Below are 26,074 nucleotides of genomic sequence, written 5' to 3'. Positions count from 1 at the left end.
TCAAAGCCAATAGCCTGGCGCGAGCGCTGTTTGCGCCGATGGAGTGAGTTCATTCGGGAACGCGATGGAAATGACTGCGTCGGTGGGAAGAAGGCCTGCGAGTCAGGGGTTAGATGGAGAACAGCATGAGCGACATCGCGAAGATCCTGGGACTGATCGAGAACTGCAACGATCCGGAAAAGCTGAGATCGTGGATCAGGAACGCCCGGGACAAGGGTGAGCTGGGCGTCGCCGACGCGGCTTTCCGCAAGCTGGTTTCGGTCCTGCCCAAGGAGAAGCCGGGGACCGTGGAGCATGATTTCTGGCAGACGATACATGCCTTCGAGCATGTCCTGTCCGAAGAGCGGGGAAAGACGACCCGGCTCGCGCGCACAAGGCAGAAAGTCGCAAGGGCGGGAGTGGTCCAGACCCTTCAAGACTGGGCCATGAGCGCCAAGAGCACCGACGGCTTTGACATGCTGCTGGAGCGGAACATGCCGGAGCTGACCGGCGAAGCCATCGTCCTGCGGCACGCGCCGCAGTTTGGCGCCGAGGTCGTCGCGGCAGCCAGGCGCAGGCTGGAGGCAGCGGACATCGATATTGCCACGCTTCCTGGCGCCACGCCTGCCGCATGACCGTCCGCAAGAAGGGCCGTCGTCTCAGGTTGCCGCCGGTCGTGGCGGGCGAGTGGCGCGCCGAGATCGTAGGCCCGGCCAGCGTCAACTTCGGCCAGGTGGTCCAGCCAGGCCCGCCCCGCCAGTCGGTCGAGTTCACCTATTTCGTCATCCCCGCCTTGCTCATCATGCCGGACGCGGCGTTCCGGTGGCCGGCCGTCGTCATGATAATGGCGCCCACGCCCATGAAGACGGAGTTCCCTGACGCGGGCAAGCTCTTCCCGGCCGATCACCTGCCGTCGCTGAGCCTCTCCCTCCAAGTCACCAGGGCGCAGTTTTCGGACATTCTGCCACGCATCGAAGCCCGGCGGTTCAAGGAATTTTATTTCACCGTGGAGGAGGCAAGAGAAGGTTCCTGGCCTGTGCGTAGCTGGGGCATGGGAATCACGACGGCCTAGCGCGCCGGCGCGCCTCCATTCTATCCGTCACGACGATGGCAGGGTGCGCCTGGAGCGTCCGGCCATGATCGCCATCCCGGCCGCCTTGACATGTGCGGCGTCGCGCGCACGGACACTCTTCCTCGTCTCTGCCGTTCAACGGCCATGGCTGCGCGCCTGCGGGACGGCTATGGATCGACCACATCGGCCATTTCCAGGTAGCGGCAGAAGCCGTTGGCGAGCTGCATCTGGCGCGGCGTCCGGCATTCCGGCTCGAACACGTCCGGATTGGCCACGAGAATGCACAGTGCCTTGGCGCGGGAGGTGGCCACGTTGAGGCGGTTCGCGCTGTAGAGGAACTCCATGCCACGCGGGGCGTCGGCATGGCTGGAGGTCGTGATGGAATAGATCACGATGGGCGCCTCCTGCCCCTGGAACTTGTCAACCGTCCCTACCCTCGCGCTGGGGAGGCGCGCCTGGATTTCAAAGACCTGCGCGTTGTAGGGCGCGATAACCAGGATGTCTTCCAGGGTGAGCAACGCCTCGTTGCCCTCGCGATCGCGCCAACGCGCGCCCGAAGCAAGAATCCCCAGCACAATACTGCGGATACGGTCGGCCTCCTCCGGGCTGGAGTTCTGGTTGCCGCTGTGCTGCACCCCGACATAGCGCAGGCCGCTCCCGCCAAGGGGGCCGGCCATCAGGATGGCCTGGTTCTCGAGACCGGGACGGGGAAGGAGTCGGCTTTCGTAGAATAGCTCGGAGGTGAAACGGCAGATGTCGGGGTGGAGGCGCCAGGTCTGGTCCAGGAACAGGCCCTCGTCGTCGGCGATGGTCTGCCGTCCGCCGAGAAGGTGGTCGAGGGCCGAGACCTCCGTACCCTCGGGGTGCGAGCCCTGCATCGGCTGCTCAAGCTGCTGCGGATCGCCAAGCAGGACAAGGCTGGCTGCGGCCGGCGATATGGCAAGCACGTTGGCGAGCGACATCTGCGCGGCCTCATCCACGAACAGCACGTCGACGAGGCCAGCCGCATCGGGCCGGGCCCACAGGAACCCCGTGCCGCCGAGGACGTGGTAGCCGCTTGCAAAGGCGCCGAGGGCCTCGGGGTTCTTGGTGGTGAAGGTGAGGTGCGGGACATTGTCTTCCGCATCCGTGACCTTGTGCAGGCACTGCAGGTGGGAGTCTTCCTTCGCTTCTTCCTCGGCGGCCTTCGCGAGCAGGTTGCGAATGACCTTGTGGCTGTTGGCGGTCACCCCGACGCGAAGGCCGGCCCTGACCAGCGCAAGGATCGCGTAGGCGCCGGTATGGGTCTTGCCCGCGCCAGGCGGTCCCTGGATGGCGAGCACGCCCTGCAAGGCCGGGACCAGGCGGCAGGCCGCATCGACCGGGCTCTCGCCCGGCTGGCGCAGCGCCGCGCCGCCGGCATCGGGCGGCCGCCGCAGCAGCAAATCGCGCGCCGCCTTGTAGGCACCGGGACCACCGATGCCATGATCGGCCACATACTCGCCGATCCGGACCAGGGACTCGGCCAGGACAGCCGTGTCGATGTAGGTATGGGCGAAGATCGCTTCGGGGTGAAGACCGGCAGTGTCGCCCCGCTTCTTGATGTCGATGAAGCGATGTTCCAGGTCGACGCCCTCGACCTTGCCGAACCGCTCGCCACCGACGCTGCGCAAATCCTCCCCGCCGCGAAACTCCGCGTCCTGCGGGGGAAATCGATAGCGGTGGATAGGGGCCTTGGCGGTTCCGCCGACGGTATCCACGAACTCGAGGCCGGCGATGCCTTCCCGCTCGTCCTCCAGCTCGTCCGCGGACAGCGCCGCCAGCCGGAAATATTCCCACCAGGTCGCCTTCTCTTCCCGGCGATGCCAGTCGAGCACGTTCGCCAGCACGTAGAGCGCCTGTTGCTCGGCGCTGCGCTCCGCGGAGCCCACCGGAATGCCATCGGTCAGCACGGTCACGACTGCATCGATCCGCGCCTGCCAGGCTGTAATATCCGGCGAAGCGCCCACTCCAGGCGGAGCCGGGCGGGGAATCTCCTCGCCTGAGGCTACCGCGCGAGTCCGCAGGCTCTCCAGCCAGTCCCGAAGACGCTCCGTCGAGACACAATCATCGTGGTTGTAGCCCGCCACGACGGCCCGATCATCCGGATTGATGCCGTCGGCATCCCCGAGCTCCAGGCGGGCCTGGACCCGACTCAAGGAATAATTGGCATCGGGCAGCGACACCGCGCGTACGAACTCGTAGAGCGGCTCCAGCTTCTTGATGGAATAGCTCTCGACGCTGGCGCGGATGGCGTGGCGGACCACCGCGTAGAGATCGACCAGGACCTGCCCGCGCAGCAGCGTGTCGATCTCTTCCTCGCGCGTGGCGTAGCGCCCCATCAGGCGTTTGAGCGCGCCCACCTCATAGGCCGCGTAATGATAAATGTGCATGCCGGGATGGTGCGCTCGCCGCTCGATCACGAAATCGACGAAGCGTTCAAAGGCCGCCTTTTCATCGGCCTGGGTGAGACACCAGTCGGCGACGTAGGTGAGCGCGCCCCCTGCGTCCTTGAAGGCATAGCCGAAGAGATATTCGAGGCCGCCATCGCCGACGAAGGGATCGCCTTCGAGATCGAAGACAATGTCGCCGTCATCCGGCACCGGCAGGCGACACAGGCCAAAGCCCGATTCTATCGGCAGCACTTCATGGAGCACCTGCCCGGCCGCGCGCCCTGCGACCTGGATCCGGGCCTGCTCCCGGATGCGATCGTAGGACGAGGCGGCGCCGCGCTCCGGCTTCCACTGCAGCGGAAGGGGGAGCTCGGCCAGCGCAGTCATGGTGGCGACGTCGTGGCCGGCGAGCTCGCCGCGCTGCACGGCCGTGATCCCGGCCACAAGGGAGAGGTGATCGTCCTGGTGGCGCTGGTCGTCGCATCGGCCGCGCCAGCGGCAGATATCGCAATGAGCGACCGGCTCCGGATAGGTGCCGCCGTTTCCGTTCAAGGACGCGACGAAGCGATCGCGGACATTGCGGTAGTAGGCGGCATAGTCGCTGACCCGAAACGCCTCCGGCTCGAAGCCGGTAAGGGGCGCGACAACGTAGGCGTATTCTGGCACGAGGCCCTGCACCTGCCCGACGAGGTCAGAATAGAGGCAGAGCTGCAGCACCGTCCCGCCCTTGGTTTCGCGGGCGAGCTTGGTGTCGACGACTTCATAGGACCAGACGCCGAGTTCGCTTGGCGTCTGGACGCGCCGGAGGATATCGGCCCGGCCCGTGAAGGGCGGCGCGCGCAGCGCGGCCTGCACGACGATCTGCGCGCCGGCGCGCATCGCCGCGATCGTGGCGGCAACTGAGCTGTCATCAATGCCCTTGCCGTCGATGACCGCGACCGTAAAGCCGGACGCCCGCAGGTGATCGACATAGGCCGCCTCGTGCGCGGCGCCGCGCTGCTGCAGGATCTCGAGCAGCGGATCCCAGATCTTCGGCTTCGCAAGCGCCCCGTCCGCCACCTGGAGGTCAAGCGCAGTCAGGTGGCCGCAGTTCAAGTAGCCAACCAGGTCGGATGCGCTCAACTGCAATTCAGAGCCGATTCTCAGCATAAGCAAAGTCTACGCAGATTGCCGGCAGCCCGGCAATTCGGCTTGATATCGCCGGACCATGCCGCCGCTGATGCCCGAACTTTCGACGGCATGCCGCGCGATGATTCAGGCGGTCACTGGTATCGATGACGAGGGCGTTTCTCGCGAACGGCCCGTCGCGCGTTAACGAAAGACGCTTTCGAGACATCACTGCCTAGTTTGGCTACCCGCGAGTGCCAGTTCCAGGACACGGACCCGCGTCGTCAGTTCATCAACCTTCGATTGGAGGGATGCGTTGTTCGCGGTGTCTGCTTCCGCAATCGGCTGAAGCGCTTCGATGTTGTTGATCGGGGGAGCAACCGGCAACGTTCCACGAGCCAGCAGCACCCGCTCAAGAGAGAAACTTGACGCGTTAAGTGCCGCGACGTCTTCGGTGGTAGAGAAAATCCGGTTGATGATGTAGCCGAGGCGCACACCGGCCATCTGAAGTTGCTTCTTGACCAAAGGCGCCTGGCGCTCGATGTAAGCTTCGTCGGTGGTCACCGTCTTTTTTGAGTGTCCATCAAAGGACACCTGATCGGAGGTGTAGCGGCATTCGTTGCCGACCTTCACACAATACTCAGTGCCTGGCGCCAGTGATATCTCCAGCGAGGTATTCGCCCATCCCAAGACCGCCTTCTCGTCGATGTCGCCTTTTGTCCAAGCTGCTCTTTCGGTCGAGTCGATTTCGGACCTGATCTCTATCGCAGCAGTTTCGGGATCTTCTCCGAGCGTCTGCTCAATGATGCAGGTGTCCCACACGCCGTGAAGGTCCGTGTTGCAAGGAGAAGTGCCATTTATGAAACCCGCACCGTGATCATCTTCGAAGGAAACATGCAGAGGTTGATGGATGTCGCCAACCCAGTGGCCGAGGCTCTTTATCAAGGACAGTTGATCAGCATCCCGCGTTGTGAGAGCCAAGTCCCTCATATCGTTGAGGATCGCTGTAACCACGCATTTGTCAGCACCTGGACATAAATCGGCGGGCATAATCTGGGTCGCGTTGCGGGGAATGTTTACATAGTGCTCGACTTTTCGTTTCCTCGGGTGATCCATCCAAGTGCACGCTTGGGGAAATGCTCGGAACTCGCTGTCTTGAGCAATTAGGCTATCAACTTTTTGTCGTGCTGACGGCGTGAGTTCCTTGTAGGCGATGCTGCAGACGATCTGGTGCCCTTCGTCGCCCCAAGCAAAAGCCTTTTCCTGCCCAAGACACAAGGCAGCGATCAGGAATAGCACCGGGAATAGATAACGAGATTTCATTCTTACCTCCCCTTCTTTCTGTTGCCATGATACACTCAATGCTAGAGTTTTGCTCTGCTGGAATCACACTAGGAGCCTGAGATCTGCATCATGGTTTGATTTCGATCTCTTCAGCTGCCCCGAACAAGCCCGGCGCAATTTAGGGGACGCTGGTGCGCATAACAATTTGCAAAGCGCAACAATCATAAAAATAGGCAAGGAAATACTTCTGTACGTTCGCCGAAACATTCACGACATCTAGCGTTGACGAAGATCATTCTTCGAGTCACGCTCCTGTAAAGTGAGGCGCGAAGCTGCCGTTCGCGTTGTGGTAAACGTTCGTCGGCTTCGGGTCAGACTTTGCCCTTCCCCACCGGTCTTTGCAGCACCAAGACAGGTCCATCCCGCCCAACACCGTATAAAACACTGCAAGTGGCGCTCTCCCGCTACCGTGCCGGATGGCCCGTGCCGCACTGGATTGGGGTGTTCTGGATCTCGCTAGGGAAGCAGGTGTTCCACACAGACGATTGTGCGCCTGGAAAGAGGTGACGCGCTAAAACAACCGACTCTCGATCGAATACGCGAAACTTTCGAAGGTGCCGGAGTGGAATTCATTCCGGAGAACGGTGGCGGACCCGGCATGCGATTGGCACGACGATCTGACAACTGGTAGCATGGCCCACCGCAGTGTGCGTATGGTGTACGTTTGCAGGGGTCGGAATTATCGCTGGACGACCGATCTGGGCCGACGAACGAGCGCCGCGCGGGATGGGTGCGCGCTGCGAGGTAGAGGGCATGAACTGGTCGTCGCGCTCGCATTGAGCGTCGTGGGGGCGTAGAGCATCACGGGCTGCCCCCGCACGCAACCCCAGAGCGGACAGAGTTCCGGAAGTGAAATGAGGCGGCATCCGTAGGCGCCATCGCCCCCGCCTAGGGGCAATGACGATGCCATGTTCCGCGGTTCTTGACTCTGACGGCTTGAGCCACCACTGGTGGTGGTGCAATGGTGAGAAAGACCGCAAAAAAGACGCAGAAGCTTACCGTGTTAATCTCCTCGAGCGTATACGGGAAGGAACCGTTGCTCGAGCAGGTCGCCTCTGTGCTGAACGGACTTGGCTATGAGCCATGGAACTCACACTTGGGGACGCTTCCTGTCATTCTGAACGCCAGCACATATGAAAGCTGTATCAAAGCAGTCGAAGCGTGCGACATATTCTTCGGGCTAATCACGCCGCGTTATGGGTCGGGTACGGACGGCGCAGGCGGCCCGGCCATCACACATTTGGAACTGAACAAGGCAATCGAACTCGACAAGCCGAGATTGATGCTGGCTCATGAGCAGGTGGTTCACGCACGCCGCTTGCTGATGGACCTGGGCTTTTCTGGCACGGCCGGGCGGAAGGACTTGAAGCTCAAGAAAGGTGCAGAGATCATTGATGACCTCCGTCTGATCGACATGTACGAAACGGCAACGCGAGAAGAACTGCCGATCCCTGCCCGTCGCGGCAACTGGGTGCAGAAGTACAAGTCGGAACAGGATGTGCACAGATATCTGGAGACCCAATTCGGTCGCTACACTGAGATGCAGCGCTTCGTTGAGCAGTTGAAATCCGAGAAGGCAGCGGCGAAATGAGCAGCGACGCGCACCGTGACAGGATAGCTGCTGGCGAGAACGAAACCACCGAGTTCAAATCCGGTGTCGTGGACGAGTCCGCGGCTCGTGTTGTCTGCAGCTTCCTCAACTCCAAGGGCGGACAGCTGTATCTGGGCATCGACGACAACGGTCGACCGGTCGATCTTGGTGCCGATCTGAACCGCCAAGCACAGGATTTGGAGATCTTTCTCAAGCAGAACATTTCTCCTACTCCTTTCCTGAAGGTAGAGGTGATCACCATCGACGATGTCAGGATCGTTCTGGTTGACGTCCCGCAAGGCTTGGACGGACCCTACGTTTTCCATGGCGGTGTATGGTTACGCACCAATGCGACCACAAAAGCCGCGAATATCTCCCAACTGCGGTCGCTTCTTCGCAACGGTTCCGAGACCGATCGGTGGGAGCGACAGCTATCTCCACTTATGACGGAAGGGGAGCTCGATCGGGAAGAGATTCGCTCCACGGTTCGTGAGGCCGAGCGAAACAGGCGCTTTTCATTCAGCGATCAGAATGATGACCGTCTCGTGCTGAAAGATCTTTCCGTCCTCGCGATGGACGGAGTGACGAACGCGGGTGATGTTCTTTTTAGCCGCACGCCGGTGCGCCGGCACCCCCAGTGCAGGGTACAATTGGTTGCATTCTCGGGCGACAAATCCGATGCCAACTATGACGACAATCGTTGGTTCGAAGGTCCTCTCGTGCGGGTGTGCACGGACGTCATCAACGTTGTGAGTGCCAGCAATGCGACGCGTTCCGAGTTCCCACACGGAGAGGCTCGTCGGATCGACCGTCCCGCCTATGACCCGGACGCTCTGCGCGAAGGTCTGGTCAACGCGTTTGTCCATCGGGATTACTCCGCTTACTCCGGCGGTTTGAGGGTATCAATCTACGCTGATCGGATCGAAATCTGGAACAGCGGGAGCTTGCCTCAAGGTCTCAAGCCGAAGGATTTGGGAAGAGAGCACAGTTCGATCTTGGTCAATCCCGACCTGGCACAGGTTTTCTATCTGCGAGGATTGATGGAGCGCATCGGTCGCGGAACCGAACTCATCGTCAAGGCAGCCAAACGGCTTGGCGCGCCCGTTCCGCAGTGGCGCGACACAGACACTGGAGTCACTCTCACGATCTTCTCGGCTCACACGAGGTCGGGTAGTTCCTTCAATCTTCGTCAAACACGTCTTCTCGAGGCAGTGTCGGCTGGCGAGAGCCTGACCCTTAAGGACTATCGTGCCAATTTCGCCTCCGAGATAACTGATCGCCAGGCGCGGCGAGATCTCGACGAGCTCGTAAGACGGGGCTTATTGGTGAAGCTCGGATCAGGACCATCGACCGCGTACAGAAGACAACGTTAAGCCTTATCCGGACATTATCCGGACATGCGCTCTCCAAAAATCAGTCTTCAGCATTTCGGAGAAATGTGCGGTTTTTGGACGTGGCCCACTAACTACTCAAGCGATCAGTCGGCTGAATCCGGACATCCTCGGACATTCTCGAACCAACGCCCCAATTCCCGGTTCGAGCTTACTTTGCCAGATCGCTTGTCCACATAGGTTGTCATGTCATAACGCATGCACGGTGTGGCGGTCTCTTTAACGCAGACAGCGACCAGTCGAGCCGCGTGCCGAAATCCTTTTCCATTTGCGCGACCAGATTGGGGGCACACGATTTCAAGTCCGCCATTCCAATGGCGTCGTCCGGCGAGACGATGAAGCGGAAATGGTGACGATCGTCCTTAGCGCGCGCGGCGAAGGCCGCGCCGTCGGCATTCTCCGTCCCGGCTCAAACAAGCCGCACCTTCTGCCGGACCCGGGTGACTTTCTCGCGCCACAGGTAGCCGAGGCGAGAGGCAAGTGGGCGGCACGCACGGAATGGCACACAACGCGAGCCTTGATGACGGCCCCACGTGACCGCGCGGCAATGAGCCGGTGGGCCAGGATACTGGCGCGCTGACCGTGACCAAAGCGGACCGGGTTGCCTGTACAATGCGCCCTGAGCGCGAGATGCCGCCGCCAGCTTTCTTCGCCGCGGCCACCCCCTGCGCAATGAAGAGCCGGGCCTGCTGCGCGCGGGTCGAGCGGCTAGAGCGTCCCACTGATGCTCACCGAGAGCGCTGCTTCAGCTGCAGCCGATCTGCAGCAGCCTTGATGATGTACGCGCATTCCCGGCACGATCGAGGGGCGTTGGAGCTGCCAGATTTGACTTTAGTTGGCAATGGCCGGCCTGTCATATCGACACTGCGAAGGCGTGCCAAAAGCAGCCTGGCTGAACAAATGGAGGTAAGCCGACGTGTGGCAGAAAGACATTCTTGTGTTGCCCGACGATCTGATTGCGTTCGCTTGGTCTGCCCCGATGCGGGACTTGGCGGCGAATCTCGGACTGTCCGACGTCGGCCTAAAGAAGCTGCTGACGCGATGCGGGGTAGCGTCGCCGCCTCAAGGCTATTGGAACAAAATCCGTGCCGGAAAGAGGGTGCCAGCACTACCCAAGGCGCCACCCCGGCGCCCCGGTGAAATGGGCCGAGCAAGTGTCGACCATCGCTTTCGGAAAGTGCTGCCGATTGCAGCCCCTCTCGCATCCAGTGGGCCATTTGAATCCGCTCTGGTTCCAGAAGACCTCGACGAACTCCACGCGCAAGAGTTGAAGGCAATTGGAAAAGTTTCTGTCCCTCAGACGTTGGACAGGCCCCACAAAGGGCTCGTTCAAATGCTCAAGCAGGAGCAGCGTCGCCGCGACAAAAATGCAGGGCGCGAGTGGACCTTTGACGAACCCAAGTTCGACAATCCGCTAGACAAGCGGCGGCTGAAAATCTTCAATGCGCTGTTCTTGGCGCTCAGCAAGCGCGGCTATGACAGTGATGCCTACGAGCGCGATGGAGAAATCCATGCGCGAGCAGGCATTGGCGACACCTATCTTGGTTTGGACATTGGAATAGTCGGGAGCCACCGCACCGTACGTCAGCAGGGGTACCTGCGACCGGCTCCGGACCTGCCGGCATCAACCCCGCTTGCCCTGCGGATCGATCCAAGGTTCGACCGCAGGAATACGGTCTCTTGGCAGGATGACGGTGACGTCAAGCTTGAGTCAAAGATCGCTGAGATTGCGGCTGCCATCATCGTGGCGGGAGAGAGAAAGTTCCGCCTTAGCCTCCGCGAAGCCGAGGAGCGTGCAGAGCGGGAGCGGATTGAAAAGGAGAAGCAGCGCCAGGAATGGTTAGTCCAACTCAACCAAAAGCGCCTGCAAAACCTGCGGACTAGCGGGGAGTTGCTGCGTCAGGCTGAAGACATTCGCGCACTTGTTGAGCGCGTCCGCCGCGCGATCGATGATGGTTCGGCCGATATCGACGCCTCGACACTGGAAGCATGGCAACGTTGGGCGCTCGCAGAGGCAGACAGGATCGATCCAGTGCGGTCTGGTCAAATTTTGTCGCATCTCAACGAGCCATCGCTGTAGTAAGTCGGCGACGCCTTTCTGACCGACTGCCCGGCGGCAGGTGATAAACTTTGCGCTGTGCCTTAGGAACCGATGCGCAGAAAATGGCTCGTAAGCTCAAGGCATGCGCATTCCGGGTAGTGATCGGCCAAGTAGAGATAGGGTACGCCAAACAGTGCACGTGGCGTGTTGCCGGCAATCAGGCTGCAGCCCGACGATAACAAAAGAACGCGCCCTCAATAGTGGGTCTTGTGATGTAGCGGTCTCCCGCTACCAACCCCCGACGGGCAGAGAGTGTATCCCATTTTCAGGTCGCAGCCGCAGATTACAGCCGGAGCCGAACGCGGGCCTTCACTGCACCAGGAAAGTTCGCCTACGCATAAGGCATGTTGCATTCAGGGCCTTGCAGAAAGGCGAAGCCGTGAGGCGATACTCGCCCACGCCTCGACCAGTCACAGCACAGCGGATTGAGCGAGCGCTCGATCGCGTCGCCGAGATCATCGTGGCGCGAGGCGACCATGGTGAGACATGGCTCCCGCTTTACGATCATTTGGAACGCGCCCTGCAGGATCATCGAGCGAAGGAGGAACGTCTCGCCACAGTGCGCCAGCGTGTCAGACGATCCCAGGATCGAACGGCAACACGATCTTCATAAGTTCCTCTTGCCACATCTTCATGTCGCCGCCCTCGCCGTATTTCGGACGGTCGATCGTGTGGCCCATGAGCATGCGCCGAAGCTCCTCGTCCAGCCTACCGTTCTTCATGCGGTCTTCGAATGAATGGCGAAGTGAATAGACGGTGTGATTGTTGGTTGGGAACAAATTGTAGCTCTTGAAGTGCTTGTTGAGCAGGGCTGACAGCGACGCCTCGCGATCCTTGTACCGTGGGAAGCCCTTAGGATGCTTCTTGAACACCTCAAGCGCCACGCCGACCAACGGCACCTTGCGCACCGACGAGGCGGTCTTGATCTCTCGCGGATCATCGGGATCGTCGCGCGGCTCGACTGAAATGTGCGGCACCTCATGATCAACATGGATGACACCGGCATGCAGGTTCGCGAGTTCACTCGGTCGGGCTCCCGTCTCAGCGAAGGCAAGCACGATTCCCCGCGCCTCCTCATTGAGTGCTGCAAGCGCGCCAGGCGCAAATATCTTGTCGCGAATCCAGTCGGTCGGGAACGGCGGCCGACTGCGCTTCGACCTATCCGTGAATGACAGATCGGCGAATGGGTTTTTCTGTTCGGGGAAACCGAGATGGCGAAAGTAGTCGGCGTAGAGGGTTCGAAGGTTGCCCATGTTTCGGTTGCCTGTCGATGCCGAACGGTCCGCTCGCCCTTTTTCGGGTGCAACTCGGTCCAGCCAATATTTGTGCACCGCTCGCGCGTCGTCGCGCGAGATCTCGCTCATCGGCTTATCGGCGATCAGACCAATGAAGACATCGACGCTCATTTCGCGCTTTGCCTTCCAGCGCTTCTTTTGGTCAGGGCTTTTGGTGCGGATTTCGTCGCGAGCAATCTCGTTGAAATACAGCTTCAGCGCTTCCGATATCTTATCGTCAGGGCGGGCGACCGCGCCGCCGACGGCGTCGACAAATGGTGATTTGGCAGGCTCCACTATTGTGCTCTCGACCCGCTGCAGGATCGTATCGAGCGGCTCGGCGACCAGGATCTCGGCGAGTGGCCGATAGACGAATCCCAGCGACTCGGCTCGCTTGATGGCTTGGCGGTATCGGACACGCGCCGCCTTTGGATTTTCACCCAGCATCAGCGAAGCCCACAAAGCATTGTCAGCAGCCTCGTGGAGATCTCGGGCGGTGCGGGCCTTTATGCGGTCAGTAGTGTCGAGGGCGCGACGCACGAACACGCCACGCTCGTCCAGGTCCCTGACCTCTCTGGGCACCCGCCGGTAGTAGTGGAAATGATCGCCCCTCAGTTGCAGGAAGCGGTCAGGATCATGCTCTTCGCGCCGTCTTCCCACGTCTCTAAGACCACCATTTGTATCACAATAGGTAACACAATAGGTAACACAAAACAGGAATCATTCGCAAGATCGCCTACTCGCAATTCAAAATTCTATAACAAATTCAATGCTTTATGGAGAATGACGATGGTACCGTTGGCTGGGATCGAACCAGCGACCTCCGGATCCACAATCCGGCGCTCTAACCATCTGAGCTACAACGGCACGTTCGCCTGAGCCAGATCGTGGTGAAAAATTCATTCTCCGAGATCCGCTCTGTCGTTCGGCGATGCGTCCAATACGGTCTATCAGAGTCTAATTCAAGGCCTTTGATGAGGCAAAGCTGGTTCTGCGGACAGGCGCCGATTTTCATCGGCCGGTTTTCTTCAGGCAAAAGAAAAGGCCGGCGGGAGGAGGTGCCGGCCTTTTCCTGTTACGAGCCAGCGGGAGGAGGTGCTGGCTGGTCACCCCGGGGAGCAGAGGGAGGAGGTTCCACTCACCGGGTATTCACTTACACAACTCTATCGCACATCTATTTGTCTGACGAAATGCGACGTTTTGATGCATCGTAGGGTTGTGCGTAATTATTAGGCGGCCTTGATGTCCTTCAGGGCCTTCTCGAAAGCGGTCTTGACCGGCTTGGAGACGTCTTCGGCAGCCTTCGAGGCAACGGCCTGGAATTCCTTGGCCTGCTCGACGGTCGACTCGACGCGCTTGCGCAGGAAGGCGGTCTGCAGCTCGACGACTTCCGACAGCGACTTGGCGCCGATCAGGGCTTCGAGATGCGAGAAGCCGGCCTCGGCATTGGCGCGCAGAGCGGCGATGGTCTTGAGCGACAGGTCGCTGGAAACGGTCTTGGCGGTCTCGAAGGTCGATTCCAGAACTTTCTGGGTCTCTTCGGCGCCGGTCTTTAGCTTGGTGTAGGCTTCCTTCGACTGCTCAACGCCCTTTTCGGCGAAAGCGCGGATCTGGTCGGTCGCCTTGGAGGCGTCGAAGCTCGGGAATTCAACGTTTTCGATGGTCTCAGCGGTCTTGGCCTTGGTCATTTTCCATCCTTTCGGGGGTAGCGGCTTTGACAAAAAGCCGTCTCGTTCATGTATGATGGCAATATAGCGGTTTTTTTGTGCGATGCAATATCTTTGTTGCAGTGCACCATAAATTTCTTCCGCGACGTTACCCCGGGCTTTCCCCGGCGGGCCGTTAACCAAATGGCCAGAGATTCCATCTGCTTTCCGCCATGGCTTGTGGACCTTCGCCGCGCGGGCTTTTATTAACAAAGCGTTAACTGCAAATTGCCCGCCTTGTAGGTTCGCCAAGAGGTTTCACCGAAAGGGTCCGCCAAGCGCATGCCTTCCGAGAACTACTCTTTCCTCGATGTCGCCGTGCTCGATGCGGTCCGCCAGCGCTTTGCCGCCGGCGACGCGATCGCGATCCTATCGGCTGACCTCGAACAGGTGATCTGGGCCAACGGGCCGGGCGCGGCGGTGTTCGGCTATGCCGATATCGAAGCCATCATCGGCGCCTCGGCGCAGCTGCCGCTGATCGCCAGGCGGCAGATCATGGCGACGGCCGGATTCCCCAGGATCGGCAGCGACCGCGCCATCACGGTGCGGCTGGCGACCGGAATGACCAGCCGCGCCGTCGGTTTTCTGGCCAGCGCGGTGACCATGCCGGACGGCGAAAGCGCTATCATGCTGGCGGTGCCGGCAGCGCAGACCGGCTCGCGCAGTGCTGCCGACATTGCGGCCCGCGCCATCAGCGGCTTTAACGAAGACGGCCATTTCATCGCCTTTATCGACGCCGCCGGCACTGTCGAGGCGGCTTCGGACGGTTTTGCCGCGCTCGCCATCCGGTCCGAGACGCTGGCGGCGCTCGTCGCCGATGTGGCGAGCCAGGACGACCGCATCGTCAAGCGGCTGGTCCCCGGCGGCACGACATCCTATCCGGCGGGCTTTGCCCGTCTGACCGAGTCCAGGCATCTGCTGGTGGTCATCGACGAGGATCAGCTCGGGGAGGAAAATCCTGTCGGTGAGCTGGATGCCGAACCTGTTGCAGCGGAGCAAGACGCGGGCCCGACGCAAGCCGCCGCAGAGGACGCGGCAGCTGTAACGGCGGATGCGGTGGCTGACCAACCTGCAGCAAGCGGCGATCAGGGCGCACAGCTCGCGGTCGCGCCGGACGTCGCCGAAGCTGTTTCGGCTGCGGGCGACCATGATGCTTCGGCGTCAGCCGATACAAAAGCAGACGATCGCGAGCAGACGACCGGCCGCGAGCAGGCAGCCAACGACAGTGCGCCGGCGCAACATGATCATTGGTACTTCCATGCCGGCGAAGAGCCGCAGGCGAGCGAGCCGGACCGCCCGGCACAAGCCGGGTCGGAATCGGTTGTCACGGCTGAGAATGCGATGCCGGACAGTACTGTTGCCACCTCACCCACCCTGCCCTCCGACGTAACCTCGCCGGCTGCGCCATCCGCCGCCCGCGAGATCGACCGCTCGGCGGCGCCGCTGCGTTTCGTCTGGCGCACCGATGCCGAGGGCAAGTTCAGCGCGCTCTCGCCGGAGTTCGCCGACATCGTCGGCAAGCCCGCAGCCGACGTGATCGGCCGCCGCTTCAAGGATGTTGCGACAATTTTCGGCCTCGATGCCTCGGGCGAGATCGCCGGCCTGCTCGAACGGCGCGACACCTGGTCGGGCCGCTCGGTGCTGTGGCCGGTGGCCGGCTCCGACCTGAAGATACCGGTCGATCTGGCGGCACTGCCCGTCTATGGCCGCAGCCGCGCCTTCGAAGGGTTCCGCGGCTTCGGTGTCGCCCGCGCCAGCGATGCGGTGGTCGATCCGGAAGCGATCGGCATGGCGCTGATCCCCAATGGCGTGCCGCCAGCAGAAGCCGAGCCAGCCCCGGAAGAGACTGTGGCGGAAGCTCCCAAGGCGGCCGATCCGTTCGCGGGCGAAGTGCCGGCGCTGACCATCGTGCCGAAGCAGGAACGGCGTTTCGCCGACAAGGTCATCCGCCTGGCCGAGCATAGGCAGCCTGCCAACGACAAGCAGCCAAGTGAGAGGGGCCTGTCGACGCTGGAACGCAGCGCTTTCCGTGAAATCGGCGAGCGGCTGAAGAAGGACAATCCACCGCAGGAGACCATCAAGCCGGTCGAACCTGCCAAGCCGGATCAGGTGACGCCGGACAAGGCTGAAACGACCGCGCCAATCGGAGAGCGGCTGGGCACCGTCAATTTCGACCAGCCGAAGGACCTCAAGCCGGCCGAGCCGGCCGCACGTCAGATAACGCCAGATCAGGCCAAGGCAGATCACGCCGCGGCGGACCAGGCTGAAACGCCAGCCCAGCAACCCGCCGAAGCCTCCACTGCGGACGAGGCCGTGCCGGTTGCTGCGGCTGACCCATCGGCAGCCGCAGCCGACAGCGAAGCCGCTGAGGCCGAACCGCCGGAAAGCGATGCCGAGGACGAAAAGGATCTGGCGCGGCTTGACGGCGTGCAGCCAGGCGACGTCACTGCGGACAGCCAGGCAAGCGAGACGAAGGCGCCGATAGTCTCGCGCTCGCTGCTCGACTATGTCGATCCCGAACCAGGCTCCGTCAGCGGAGACAGCACCGAAGCGACGTCTTCCGACAGCGAGCCGGCGCCGGCTTCCGAACCGGATGAGACCAGCGCACAAGAGATCGTCGAGACCGCGGAGCCGCAGCCGGCTGTTGCCGAGGCGCCGGCCGATGCCGGTGAAGACGACAGCATGACTGCGGCCGATTTCCGCGACGCCGAGGACAGTGAGGACTGGGCGCCCGCCGACCAGGCGACCGCGTCGGCCGCGCAAGACGGGGACAGGGCCGGCGATGCGGACACCGCGCCGGCAGAACCGCCGCGCCTGAAAGTGCCGCCGCTCAAACTTGAGGGGTTCGTGCCTTCGGCATTTTCGGCCGGAGATGAACACAAGGCGCCGGATACGTCGATCCTCGGCAAGCTGCCGGTGCCGCTGCTCATCCATTCGGGTGACGAGCTTCACTACGCCAACGACGAATTCCTCGGCCTCACCGGTTATGACACGCTCGAGGATTTGAGCGATGCCGGCGGCCTTGGCGCGCTGTTTGCCGATCCCTATTCCGAGGCGGTCGATGAAAGCGACCACGCTCTGCGGCTGAAGACGCGGGAAGGCCAGGAATTTCCGATCGAGGCCATTTTGCGTTCGGTGCCGTGGCGCGCCGGCAAGGCGCTGATGCTGGTGGTGCGGCGCACCGGCGACGACGACGCGGCTATGGCGGCGCATGTCGCGGCCGAAGAGCAGACGCAGCCCGACGTGCCCGAACTCAAATCGCGCATTGCCGAAATGCGCACCATCATCGACACCGCGACCGATGGCGTGGTGCTGATTGGCCGCGACGGTGACATCCGCTCGATAAGCCGGCCGGCCGAAGCGCTGTTCGGCTTCGACAGCGACGAAGTGACCGGCAAGCCGTTCGCTTCGCTGTTTGCCATCGAAAGCCAGCGCGCTGCGCGCGACTATCTCAACGGCCTGTCCGAACCCGGCGTGGCGAGCGTCATGAACGATGGCCGCGAGGTGATCGGGCGGGAGGCGCAGGGGCGCTTCATCCCACTGTTCATGACCATTGGCCGGCTGCCCAACGACAGCGGCTTCTGCGCCGTGGTGCGCGACATCACGCAATGGAAGCGCGCCGAGGAGGATCTGACCCAGGCGCGCGCTGTGGCCGAGCGTGCCTCCTCGCAGAAGACCGATTTTCTCGCCCGCATCAGCCACGAGATCCGCACGCCGCTCAACGCCATTATCGGCTTTTCCGAGCTGATGGTGGACGAGAAGTTTGGCCCAGTGGCCAATGACCGCTACCGCGATTATCTCAGGGACATCAACCGCTCGGGCAACCACGTGCTCGATCTCGTCAACGACCTGCTCGACATCTCGAAGATCGAGGCCGGCCAGCAGGAGATGGATTACGAGGCGGTGTCGCTCAACGACACGCTGGGCGAGACGGTGGCGATGATGCAGCCACAGGCCAATCGCGAACGCGTCATCATCCGCTCCAGCTTTGCCTCACGGCTGCCGGAAGTAGTCGCCGACCTCAGAAGCGTGCGCCAGATCGCGCTCAACATCCTGTCCAACGCCATCCGCTACACGCAGGCCGGCGGCCAGGTGATCGTGTCGACGGCCTATGAGACCTCCGGCGATGTCGTCATGCGCGTGCGCGACACCGGCATCGGCATGAGCCATGCCGAGATCGAGCAGGCGCTGAAACCATTCAAGCAGATCAACGCGCTGAAGCGCGGACGCGGCGACGGCACCGGTCTCGGCCTGCCGCTGACCAAGGCGATGGTGGAGGCCAACCGCGCTCGCTTCACCATCACCTCGACGCCGGGCGAAGGCACGCTGGTCGAGGTCGCCTTCCCGTCGACGCGCGTGCTGGCGGAATAGCCCATCCTGAACCGGCACAAAGAAAAGGCGTCCAACGGGACGCCTTAAAGGGATTTGCTGTCACAACGGGGGCTTGAGCGAATCTGATCCTCAGGGGACGAGGAACGGGATTTCTCCCTCAAGTTACGTGCGACTATCGACGCCGGGCCTTAACAACTCCTTACCGGCCAGCCGGAAAGTTTACGAATGTGTACCACTCGTGAAATCTAGGTAAATTCGGCGGAGATATTTCGTTAACCATAGCGGGGTCGTTGGGGCACTGCGGTCGCTTTGCTTAGCGACTAACCTTCGCGATTTTCCAAGGGCGAAGCAAGGAGCGCAGCGACGCGGCGCAGACCCTAGGATGCAGGGAGGACGCGTCTACTCCGCCAGTTGCGGCAGGTTCCTGAACAGCTCCAGCGCCTCGGGGTTGGCCAGCGCCTCCTTGTTCTTGATGGCGCGGCCGTGCACGACGTCGCGCACCGCGAGCTCGGTGATCTTGCCCGATTTGGTGCGCGGAATGTCGGTGACTGCGACAATCTTTGCCGGCACGTGGCGCGGGCTGGCGCCGGTGCGGATCTTCGCCCGGATGCGCTTTTCCAGATCCTCGTCCAGCGTGACGCCGGCGGCCAGCCGCACGAACAGCACCACGCGCACGTCATTGTCGAAATCCTGGCCGATGCACAACGCTTCCAGGATTTCCGGCATCTGTTCCACCTGGTTGTAGATCTCCGCCGTGCCGATGCGCACGCCGCCCGGATTGAGCGTCGCGTCGGAGCGGCCGTGGATGATCATGCCGCCATGTTCAGTCCATTCGGCGAAGTCGCCATGGCACCAGACATTGTCGAAGCGCTCGAAATAGGCCGCCTGGTATTTTTTTCCCTCGGGATCGTTCCAGAAGCCGATCGGCATCGACGGAAACGCTTTCGTGCAGACCAGTTCGCCTTTCTCCTGCCGGATGGGCTTGCCGTCATCGTCCCAGACATCGACGGCAAGGCCGAGGCCAGGTCCCTGGATCTCGCCGGTCCACACGGCTTGCGTCGGCACGCCGAGCACGAAGCAGGAGACGATGTCGGTGCCGCCGGAGACTGAGGCCAGGTGCACATCCTGCTTGATGCCGTCATAGACGAAGCGAAAGTCCTCCGGCGAAAGCGGCGAGCCTGTGGAGGAGATCGCCCGCACACTCGATAGATCGTGCGTGCGGATCGGCTTGAGGCCGGCCTTGCGCACGGAATCGATGAACTTGGCCGAAGTGCCGAAGAAGGTCATCTTCTCGGCATCGGCGAAACTAAACAGCACGTTGCCGTCGGGATAGAAGGGCGAGCCGTCATAGAGCAGCAGCGTCGCCCCTGACGCCAGGCCCGACACCAGCCAGTTCCACATCATCCAGCCGCAGGTGGTGAAGTAGAAGAAGCGGTCGCCCTCGACCAACCCGGCATGCAGCCGGTGTTCCTTGACATGCTGGATCAGCGTGCCGCCGGCCGAGTGCACGATGCATTTGGGAATGCCGGTGGTGCCTGACGAAAACAGGATGTAGAGCGGATGCGCAAACGGCAGTCGCTCGAAGGTGACGGGTTTGGTGGCGAAAGGCGACAGCGCCTCTTCCAGCGCCTCGGCCTTGTCGATGACAGCAGCGACATCCCTTGAGGAGCCGAGATAATCGACGACCAGAACCTTGCGGACGGTTTCGAGCTTGGTGGCAACGGCGGCAATCTTGTCGGCGACTTCGATCGCCTTGCCATTGTACCAGTAGCCGTCCGGCGCGATGAAGACGACGGGTTCGATCTGGCCGAAACGGTCGAGCACGCCCTGTTCGCCGAAATCGGGGGAACAGGATGACCAGACCGCACCGATCGAGGCGGCGGCCAGCATGGCGGCAACGGTTTCGGGCATGTTGGGCACCATCGCGGCGATGCGGTCGCCCTTTTTCACCTTGAGCGACAGGAAAAGCTGCTGAAGGCGCGAGGTCAGCTGGTGCAGTTCGGTCCAAGACAGCCGCCGCTCGATCTTGTCCTCGCCGCGAAAGACGATTGCGTCAGCAGAACCGGTCTTTTTCAAGAGGTTCTCGGCGAAGTTCAGGGTCGCATCGGGGAAGAACGATGCGCCGGGCATCCTGTCGCCGTCGACGAGCACCGTCTCACCCTTGTCGCCAACGATGCCGCAAAAATCCCAGACCAGGCTCCAGAAGCCTTCGCGATCCTCGACCGACCAGCGGTGAAGTTCGGTATAGGAGGCGAACGATGTGCCGGCTTTCGTCGCCGCGGCCTTCATAAAGGCGGTCAGCGGCGCCGCATCGATCCGGTCTTGCGTCGGGGTCCACAGCGGTGCTTCGGCAGCCATGATCGATCCTCCTTGAAGCCCGTCGCGTCGCAAGACTGATATGCTTTTGTCTCTATGCGTGTCGTTATGCCGGAACCGCTGCACACTTCCCGGCGACATGCATTAGCCCCAGCTTTGCAGGTGCCGCTGTCCCAAAAACGCCGCGCCTCGTAGCAAGCTGAAGCTGCATCGCTTATGCCTATCGCCATGCAGCAGAGCAAGATTTTGTTCAGCTAAGCTCGGCCAGGTGTGCGCAATTGCCATCGCCGGGCCATAAAGACTTGAAATGCGTCAGCGCTAAGTCGTAGTGACGACCAGGGGTTACACCCGTCAGGCGATTTTTGGTCGGAATGAAAGCATACGGGGCTATATGCCATCACCTCTGATCCGGCGCGGAATATGGGCGATCGGCGTTGCCGTGCTCGTCATCGCGCTGGTCGTCGCCGCTCTGCCGCTGATTGCCTCGACCCGGATCGTGCGCGACCGCATCGCCTGGGAGATGAGCGCGTGGAGCGGTTTCAGGGTCACCATAGAGGGTTCGCCGCGCATCGAGGTGTGGCCGACGTTCCGTGCCATACTGAGCGACGTCACGCTGTCGCAATGGACCGAGACCGACGCGCCGCCGGTGATCGAGGCCGAACGGGTCGAGGTCGACCTCTCGGCCATGGCGGCGCTGCAGGGCGATGTGGTGTTTTCGACGGCGCGGCTGGTGCGGCCGACGATCCGCGTTCAGCGCACCGCGAACGGCATGTTCCTGCCCGCCGTACCCACGGGAGGCCGCATCACGCGCTCGATCGACACGGCCCGCGGCGTGGTCAGTGCGGATCCGTCCAAACCTGATCTGAGCAAGCTGCCGACCGATCCCTTCGGTACGGTGGAGTTCAGGGACGGCCGCATGGTTGCCTCCATCGGCGGCAAGGACGTGGAATTGCTGACCAGCCTCAGCGGCCAGGCGAACTGGGCGGCGATGAACAGCAATGCGACCTTGTCGGCGACCGGCATCTGGCGCGGCGAAAGCGTCACCGTCGAGGCGTCCTCGGCCAAGCCGCTGGTGTTGTTTGCAGGCGGTGCTGCGCCGGTCACCTTTTCGTTCAAGGCAGCCCCGGCCAGCTTCTCGTTCGACGGCACGGCCGGCATGTCGCAAAACGCCTATTTCGACGGCCAGGTGAAATTTGCCGCACCGTCGATGCGGCGCGTGCTGGAATGGTCGCAGGCCGGAATTGCGCCGGGCGCCGCGATCGGGTCGGTGTCGATTTCGAGCAAGATCACGGCGACGGCCGGCCGCGTCAAATTCGAAAACACCGCGGTGTCGCTCGACAACAACCCGGGCATGGGGGCGCTGGACTTCTCGTTCGGCGACGCCTTGCCGGTGATTTCCGGCACGCTGGCCTTCGATACGCTCGACCTCAGGTCGCTGTTCTCCGCCTTCACGCCGCTGGCGCCTACCGGCGAAACCGGCCCTGGGGAAATCGACACCAGCTTTGCCGACCGCGTCAATCTCGATCTGAGGCTATCGGCGGCCCATGCCTCGGCCGGCGCGGTCCAGCTTGCCGACGTCGCCGCCACCGCGCAGGTCAAGAACGGGCTTGCCGTCTTCGATATCTCCGATGCCTCGGCCTTTGGCGGCAACGTCCAGTCGAGCCTGCGCTTCGACCGCAAGCCCGAGGGCACGCAGGTCGAGATCCGGCTGCTCGCCTCCGACATAGACGGCGGCGCTTTCGGCAACGCGGCCGGAATGACACGGCTGGTGCCGGCCAGCACCGGCACGGTCTCGGTCATTCTCAAAGGGCCGGGCAAATCCTGGGACTCGATCTTCGAGAACGCCGACGGTTCGGTCTCGGCGACGTTCGGGCCGGGCGCGCTGAGCGGGCTCAATTTGCCGGCGTTTCTGAAGCACACCGAACAGGGCGGCTTCTTTGCCCTCGACGACGTCTCGAACGGCACGCTGCCGATCGACGGCGCCGAGCTCAAGGCCACCATCTCGAAGGGCGTGGCGCGGCTGGACAAGGCAGAGGCCAATTCGGCGAAATACAAGATCTGGCTTTCCGGCATCGCGTCCTATGGCGGACGCGGGCTGGCGCTGTCGGGCGGTGTTACCCAGGCAGACCCTGCGGCAGCGCCCGCCAATGGTCAGCAAGGCCCCAACAACCAGTCGTCCTTCTTCGTCGGCGGTACCTGGAGCACGCCGTTCATCTCGCCGATCAGCCGCGGCGTTTCAGGCGAATAAGGTATGTTGATATTCAGGTGAGGCCGGCCTGCAAATGGCTGATCCCTGCGCTTCCGGTGCTCACGTACAAAAAAGGTACGCTCCGCTCCGGCCTTCGCCGGCCGAAGCCGTGATAAGTGTCTGCGCTCAATGAAGGCTCCGGCCGGCGTAGGCCGGTTCTCGGGATCAGTCATTTTCGACTCGGCCTGACCTGAATCTCAACACGCCTTGAGCCGAGCCAATCAATCACACTCACCCGCGCTGCGCGGCCTGTTCGTCGAGTTGACGCTGCACCTCACGCCGCTTGTTGGCGACCGAGGCGATGATGACGCCGACAGCAACAACGGCGATCAAGATGGTGCAGGCGGCGTTGATTTCCGGCGTCACGCCGAGACGCACCTGGCTGTAGATCTTCATCGGCAGCGTGGTGGCGCCTGGGCCGGAGGTGAAGGAGGCGATAACCAGATCGTCGAGCGACAGAGTGAAGGCCAGCATCCAGCCGGAGACGATTGCCGGTAGAATGACCGGCAGTGTGATCTGGAAGAATGTCTTCACCGGCGTTGCGCCGAGATCCATCGCGGCCTCTTCCAGCGACCGGTCGAACGAGACCAGGCGCGACTGCACGACGACAGCGACGAAGCACATGGTCAGCGTGATGTGGGCAAGCGTGACGGTGAGGAAGCCGCGGTCGAGACCGACGGCGACGAAAAGCAGAAGCAGCGACAGGCCGGTGATGACTTCCGGCATGACCAGCGGCGCGAACACCATGCCGGAAAACAGGATGCGGCCCCTGAAGCGGGTGTAGCGGGTCAAGGTCAGGGCCGCCAGCGTGCCGAGCACGGTCGCCACCGTGGCGGAGATGACACCGACGCGCGCCGTCACCCAGGTGGCATCCATCAGCCCCTGGTTGTGGAACAGCGAGACATACCATTTGGTCGAGAAGCCGCCCCAGACGGTGACCAGCTTCGATTCGTTGAACGAGAAGACGACGAGCAGCACGATCGGCAGATAGAGGAAGGCAAAGCCCAGCACGACCGAGGTGACGTTGAAGCGGCTCCAGGTGGCGTTCATTTGTCCTGCTCCTGGGCGCGTGCCTGTGCCTGCTGGAAGAACATGATCGGCACGATCAGGAGCAGCAGCAGGATGACGGCGACGGCCGACGACACCGGCCAGTCACGGTTGGCGAAAAACTCGTTCCACAAGGTCTTGCCGATCATCAGCGTCTGCGAGCCGCCGAGCAGGTCGGGAATGACGAACTCGCCAACGGCCGGGATGAACACCAGCAGGCAGCCGGCGATGACGCCGGGCAGCGACAGCGGGAAGGTAATCTTCCAGAAGGCGGCGGTCGGCGGACAGCCGAGATCCTTGGCTGCCTCGATCAGGGTATAGTCCATCTTTTCCAGCGACGAATAGAGCGGCAGCACCATGAATGGCAGGTAGGAATAGACGATGCCGATGAAGATCGCCGTATAGGTGTTGAGGATGATCAGCGGCTGATCGATGATGTGCAGCGACAGCAGCAGCTGATTGAGCAACCCTTCGGGCTTGAGGATGCCGATCCAGGCGTAGACGCGGATCAGGAACGAGGTCCAGAACGGCAGGATCACCAGCATCAGCAAGGTCGGGCGAATGGTAGCCGGCGCGCGCGCCATGCCGTAGGCGATGGGGAAGCCGACGATCAAGGTCAGGACCGTCGAGACTGCGGCGATGATGACGCTGGTGATGTAGGCCTTGAAGTAAAGCGCATCCTGCGTCAGCCAGACATAGTTGTCGAAGCTGAGTTCGCGGAAACCGGCGAAGAAGCCGGAAATGCCGTCCGTGAAATCCAGCACCGGCGTGTAGGGCGGCATGGCGATCGCCGACTGCGACAGCGAAATCTTGAAGACGATGATGAACGGAATGAAGAAGAAGAACAGCAGCCAGAGATAGGGAACGATGATGACGAGCCGGCTGACGAAGCCGGCGCCGAGCCGTGTCAGCAATGGTTTGGCTGCTGTCGATGAGCCGGCGTCGGTGATGGCGATGTTGGACATGGCCGCCCCCTACCGCGTCAGCACGACGCCGGCGTCCGGCCGGAAGGAGACCCAGGCGCGGTCGTTCCAGGTCAGCGGGTCCTCGGTGACGCGCGCCGCGTTGAGCGCGCTTGCCCTGATCATCTGCCCGTCATCCAGCCTGATGTGGTAGACGGTCATGTCGCCGAGATAGGCGACGTCGTAGACCTCGCCCTCCAGCGCGTTGACGGCGTCGGCCGGCTTTTTCGACGTTACCTTGATCTTCTCCGGCCTGATGGCGAAGACGATGTCGGAACCGGCCTTTGTATCGGTGCTGTTTTCGACGACGATCTGAGCCCCTGTCGCGCCGGTGATGCGCGTGGTGTTTGCCGCCCGCTCGGCGACCTTGCCTTCGAACATGTTCACATTGCCGACGAAGTGGGCGACGAAGCGCGACGTCGGGGCTTCATAGACTTCCGCAGGCGTCGCCACTTGCATGACCTCGCCCTTGTCGATGATGGCGATGCGGTCGGCCATGGTCATCGCTTCTTCCTGGTCGTGGGTGACGACGACGAAGGTCAGGCCGAGATTTTGCTGCAGGTCCATCAGCTCGAATTGCGTTTCCTCGCGCAGCTTCTTGTCCAGCGCGCCGAGCGGCTCGTCGAGCAGCAGCACTTTCGGCCGCTTGGCGACCGAGCGGGCGAGCGCGACACGCTGGCGCTGGCCGCCGGACAATTGGTGCGGCTTGCGCTTGGCGAACTGCTCGAGCTTGACCAGCTTCAGCATCTCCGCGACGCGTTTTTCGATGTCCGGCGCCGGCATGCCTTCCTGCTTGAGGCCGAAGGCGATGTTCTTTTCCACCGTCATATGCGGGAACAGCGCATAGGACTGGAACATCATGTTGACCGGACGACGATAGGGCGGAATGCCGCGCAAATCCTGACCGTCGAGCAGGATGCGGCCGGCGGTCGGCTCCTCGAAGCCGGCGAGCATCCGCAGCAGCGTCGACTTTCCGCAGCCGGACGCGCCGAGCAGGGCAAAGAACTCGCGCTCGAAGATGGTCAGCGACAGATTGTTGACGGCGGTGAAGTCACCGAACTTCTTGGTGACGTTCTCGAATTGGATGTATGGCTTGGCGCTCGGGTCGTTCCATGGCGCGAAATCCCTGCGGATGCTGCCAAGCGATTTCATGTCCCACTCCGTCGTGTTTTTTTGCTTCTTGCCCCAGAGAA

General features: G+C 61.9%; 15 protein-coding genes, 1 tRNA gene and 1 pseudogene. 7 read left to right on the top strand and 10 right to left on the bottom strand.

Annotation, left to right across the window (positions count from 1 at the left end; translation table 11 throughout):
• The first annotated feature begins 125 nt into the window (after nucleotides 1–125).
• Together AC1DYJ_RS02710 and AC1DYJ_RS02705 are read left to right on the top strand one after the other, a co-directional pair.
• Nucleotides 126–614, top strand: coding sequence for a hypothetical protein (locus tag AC1DYJ_RS02710; protein ID WP_477279756.1), 489 nt, complete (start codon nucleotides 126–128; stop codon nucleotides 612–614).
• Nucleotides 611–1,051 (top strand): hypothetical protein, encoded by a 441-nt coding sequence (locus AC1DYJ_RS02705; RefSeq protein ID WP_477279754.1) that lies wholly within the window; start codon nucleotides 611–613, stop codon nucleotides 1,049–1,051. Before AC1DYJ_RS02710 ends, AC1DYJ_RS02705 begins: the two co-directional genes overlap by 4 nt.
• A gap of 167 nt (nucleotides 1,052–1,218) precedes the next feature.
• Here AC1DYJ_RS02705 and AC1DYJ_RS02700 read toward each other — a convergent pair whose 3' ends face one another.
• Complete coding sequence (locus AC1DYJ_RS02700) at nucleotides 1,219–4,611, bottom strand: TM0106 family RecB-like putative nuclease (RefSeq protein ID WP_477279752.1); 3,393 nt, start codon at nucleotides 4,609–4,611, stop codon at nucleotides 1,219–1,221.
• Nucleotides 4,612–4,797: 186 nt separating this feature from the next.
• A complete protein-coding gene (locus tag AC1DYJ_RS02695; protein ID WP_477279750.1) occupies nucleotides 4,798–5,892 on the bottom strand; it encodes a S1/P1 nuclease in 1,095 nt (364 codons plus the stop codon).
• Between the two features lie 982 nt (nucleotides 5,893–6,874).
• Between AC1DYJ_RS02695 and AC1DYJ_RS02690 the strand changes: the two genes are divergently transcribed.
• Together AC1DYJ_RS02690 and AC1DYJ_RS02685 are read left to right on the top strand one after the other, a co-directional pair.
• On the top strand, nucleotides 6,875–7,504 hold the full coding sequence (locus AC1DYJ_RS02690; RefSeq protein ID WP_477279748.1) for a DUF4062 domain-containing protein: 630 nt from the start codon (nucleotides 6,875–6,877) through the stop codon (nucleotides 7,502–7,504).
• Complete coding sequence (locus AC1DYJ_RS02685) at nucleotides 7,501–8,877, top strand: RNA-binding domain-containing protein (protein ID WP_477279746.1); 1,377 nt, start codon at nucleotides 7,501–7,503, stop codon at nucleotides 8,875–8,877. Before AC1DYJ_RS02690 ends, AC1DYJ_RS02685 begins: the two co-directional genes overlap by 4 nt.
• Nucleotides 8,878–9,130: 253 nt before the next feature.
• Here AC1DYJ_RS02685 and AC1DYJ_RS02680 read toward each other — a convergent pair.
• A pseudogene (locus tag AC1DYJ_RS02680) lies at nucleotides 9,131–9,617 on the bottom strand (type VI secretion protein); the annotation flags it as partial.
• Between the two features lie 194 nt (nucleotides 9,618–9,811).
• Between AC1DYJ_RS02680 and AC1DYJ_RS02675 the strand changes: the two are divergent.
• Nucleotides 9,812–10,975, top strand: a complete 1,164-nt coding sequence (locus tag AC1DYJ_RS02675) for a hypothetical protein (protein WP_477279744.1) — start codon at nucleotides 9,812–9,814, stop codon at nucleotides 10,973–10,975.
• A gap of 593 nt (nucleotides 10,976–11,568) precedes the next feature.
• On the opposite strand, the gene AC1DYJ_RS02670 is transcribed toward AC1DYJ_RS02675, so the two are convergent.
• The 3 genes from AC1DYJ_RS02670 to AC1DYJ_RS02660 all read right to left on the bottom strand — a co-directional run bounded on the left by AC1DYJ_RS02670 (nucleotide 11,569) and on the right by AC1DYJ_RS02660 (nucleotide 13,958).
• Nucleotides 11,569–12,930 carry an integrase gene (locus AC1DYJ_RS02670; protein WP_477279742.1) on the bottom strand — a complete coding sequence of 454 codons (1,362 nt, stop codon included), beginning with the start codon at nucleotides 12,928–12,930 and terminating at the stop codon, nucleotides 11,569–11,571.
• 130 nt (nucleotides 12,931–13,060) lie between these two features.
• A tRNA-His gene (locus AC1DYJ_RS02665) sits at nucleotides 13,061–13,137 on the bottom strand.
• Between the two features lie 362 nt (nucleotides 13,138–13,499).
• On the bottom strand, nucleotides 13,500–13,958 hold the full coding sequence (locus tag AC1DYJ_RS02660; RefSeq protein WP_477279740.1) for a phasin: 459 nt from the start codon (nucleotides 13,956–13,958) through the stop codon (nucleotides 13,500–13,502).
• A gap of 300 nt (nucleotides 13,959–14,258) precedes the next feature.
• Between AC1DYJ_RS02660 and AC1DYJ_RS02655 the strand changes: the two genes are divergently transcribed.
• The gene (locus tag AC1DYJ_RS02655; RefSeq protein ID WP_477279738.1) at nucleotides 14,259–18,347 is read left to right on the top strand and encodes a PAS domain S-box protein; all 4,089 of its coding nucleotides are present in this window, start codon (nucleotides 14,259–14,261) and stop codon (nucleotides 18,345–18,347) included.
• Between the two features lie 360 nt (nucleotides 18,348–18,707).
• On the opposite strand, the gene AC1DYJ_RS02650 is transcribed toward AC1DYJ_RS02655, so the two are convergent.
• Nucleotides 18,708–20,666: an acetoacetate--CoA ligase gene (locus AC1DYJ_RS02650; protein WP_477279736.1), complete on the bottom strand. Its 1,959-nt coding sequence runs from the start codon at nucleotides 20,664–20,666 to the stop codon at nucleotides 18,708–18,710.
• A gap of 349 nt (nucleotides 20,667–21,015) precedes the next feature.
• Between AC1DYJ_RS02650 and AC1DYJ_RS02645 the strand changes: the two genes are divergently transcribed.
• Nucleotides 21,016–22,872 (top strand): AsmA family protein, encoded by a 1,857-nt coding sequence (locus AC1DYJ_RS02645; RefSeq protein WP_477279734.1) that lies wholly within the window; start codon nucleotides 21,016–21,018, stop codon nucleotides 22,870–22,872.
• A gap of 231 nt (nucleotides 22,873–23,103) precedes the next feature.
• On the opposite strand, the gene AC1DYJ_RS02640 is transcribed toward AC1DYJ_RS02645, so the two are convergent.
• From AC1DYJ_RS02640 to AC1DYJ_RS02630, 3 genes are read right to left on the bottom strand one after another with little or no spacing between them, the layout of a single operon-like run.
• On the bottom strand, nucleotides 23,104–23,922 hold the full coding sequence (locus tag AC1DYJ_RS02640; RefSeq protein ID WP_477279732.1) for an ABC transporter permease: 819 nt from the start codon (nucleotides 23,920–23,922) through the stop codon (nucleotides 23,104–23,106).
• Entirely contained in the window at nucleotides 23,919–24,884 is a 966-nt protein-coding gene (locus tag AC1DYJ_RS02635; protein ID WP_477279730.1) for an ABC transporter permease subunit, read from the bottom strand. The genes AC1DYJ_RS02640 and AC1DYJ_RS02635 overlap by 4 nt, the downstream gene beginning before the upstream one ends.
• 9 nt (nucleotides 24,885–24,893) lie before the next feature.
• Entirely contained in the window at nucleotides 24,894–26,033 is a 1,140-nt protein-coding gene (locus AC1DYJ_RS02630) for an ABC transporter ATP-binding protein (protein ID WP_477279728.1), read from the bottom strand.
• Between the last annotated feature and the right edge of the window lie 41 nt (nucleotides 26,034–26,074).

It is taken from the genome of Mesorhizobium sp. P2_B11 (genome assembly GCF_056404855.1).
The sequence above is the reverse complement of the archived record's forward strand: the minus strand, read 5'-3'. Positions and strand labels throughout refer to the sequence as shown.

What these genes read in the sequence shown, in the direction of transcription:
- AC1DYJ_RS02710 (WP_477279756.1), top strand. Translation starts at nt 126, where the DNA reads ATGAGCGACATCGCGAAGATCCTGGGACTGATCGAGAACTGCAACGAT.
- AC1DYJ_RS02700 (WP_477279752.1), bottom strand. Translation starts at nt 4,611, where the DNA reads ATGCTGAGAATCGGCTCTGAATTGCAGTTGAGCGCATCCGACCTGGTT.
- AC1DYJ_RS02655 (WP_477279738.1), top strand. Translation starts at nt 14,259, where the DNA reads ATGCCTTCCGAGAACTACTCTTTCCTCGATGTCGCCGTGCTCGATGCG.
- AC1DYJ_RS02650 (WP_477279736.1), bottom strand. Translation starts at nt 20,666, where the DNA reads ATGGCTGCCGAAGCACCGCTGTGGACCCCGACGCAAGACCGGATCGAT.
- AC1DYJ_RS02640 (WP_477279732.1), bottom strand. Translation starts at nt 23,922, where the DNA reads ATGAACGCCACCTGGAGCCGCTTCAACGTCACCTCGGTCGTGCTGGGC.
- AC1DYJ_RS02660 (WP_477279740.1), bottom strand. Translation starts at nt 13,958, where the DNA reads ATGACCAAGGCCAAGACCGCTGAGACCATCGAAAACGTTGAATTCCCG.
- AC1DYJ_RS02645 (WP_477279734.1), top strand. Translation starts at nt 21,016, where the DNA reads ATGCCATCACCTCTGATCCGGCGCGGAATATGGGCGATCGGCGTTGCC.
- AC1DYJ_RS02635 (WP_477279730.1), bottom strand. Translation starts at nt 24,884, where the DNA reads ATGTCCAACATCGCCATCACCGACGCCGGCTCATCGACAGCAGCCAAA.
- AC1DYJ_RS02690 (WP_477279748.1), top strand. Translation starts at nt 6,875, where the DNA reads ATGGTGAGAAAGACCGCAAAAAAGACGCAGAAGCTTACCGTGTTAATC.
- AC1DYJ_RS02695 (WP_477279750.1), bottom strand. Translation starts at nt 5,892, where the DNA reads ATGAAATCTCGTTATCTATTCCCGGTGCTATTCCTGATCGCTGCCTTG.
- AC1DYJ_RS02630 (WP_477279728.1), bottom strand. Translation starts at nt 26,033, where the DNA reads ATGAAATCGCTTGGCAGCATCCGCAGGGATTTCGCGCCATGGAACGAC.
- AC1DYJ_RS02685 (WP_477279746.1), top strand. Translation starts at nt 7,501, where the DNA reads ATGAGCAGCGACGCGCACCGTGACAGGATAGCTGCTGGCGAGAACGAA.
- AC1DYJ_RS02705 (WP_477279754.1), top strand. Translation starts at nt 611, where the DNA reads ATGACCGTCCGCAAGAAGGGCCGTCGTCTCAGGTTGCCGCCGGTCGTG.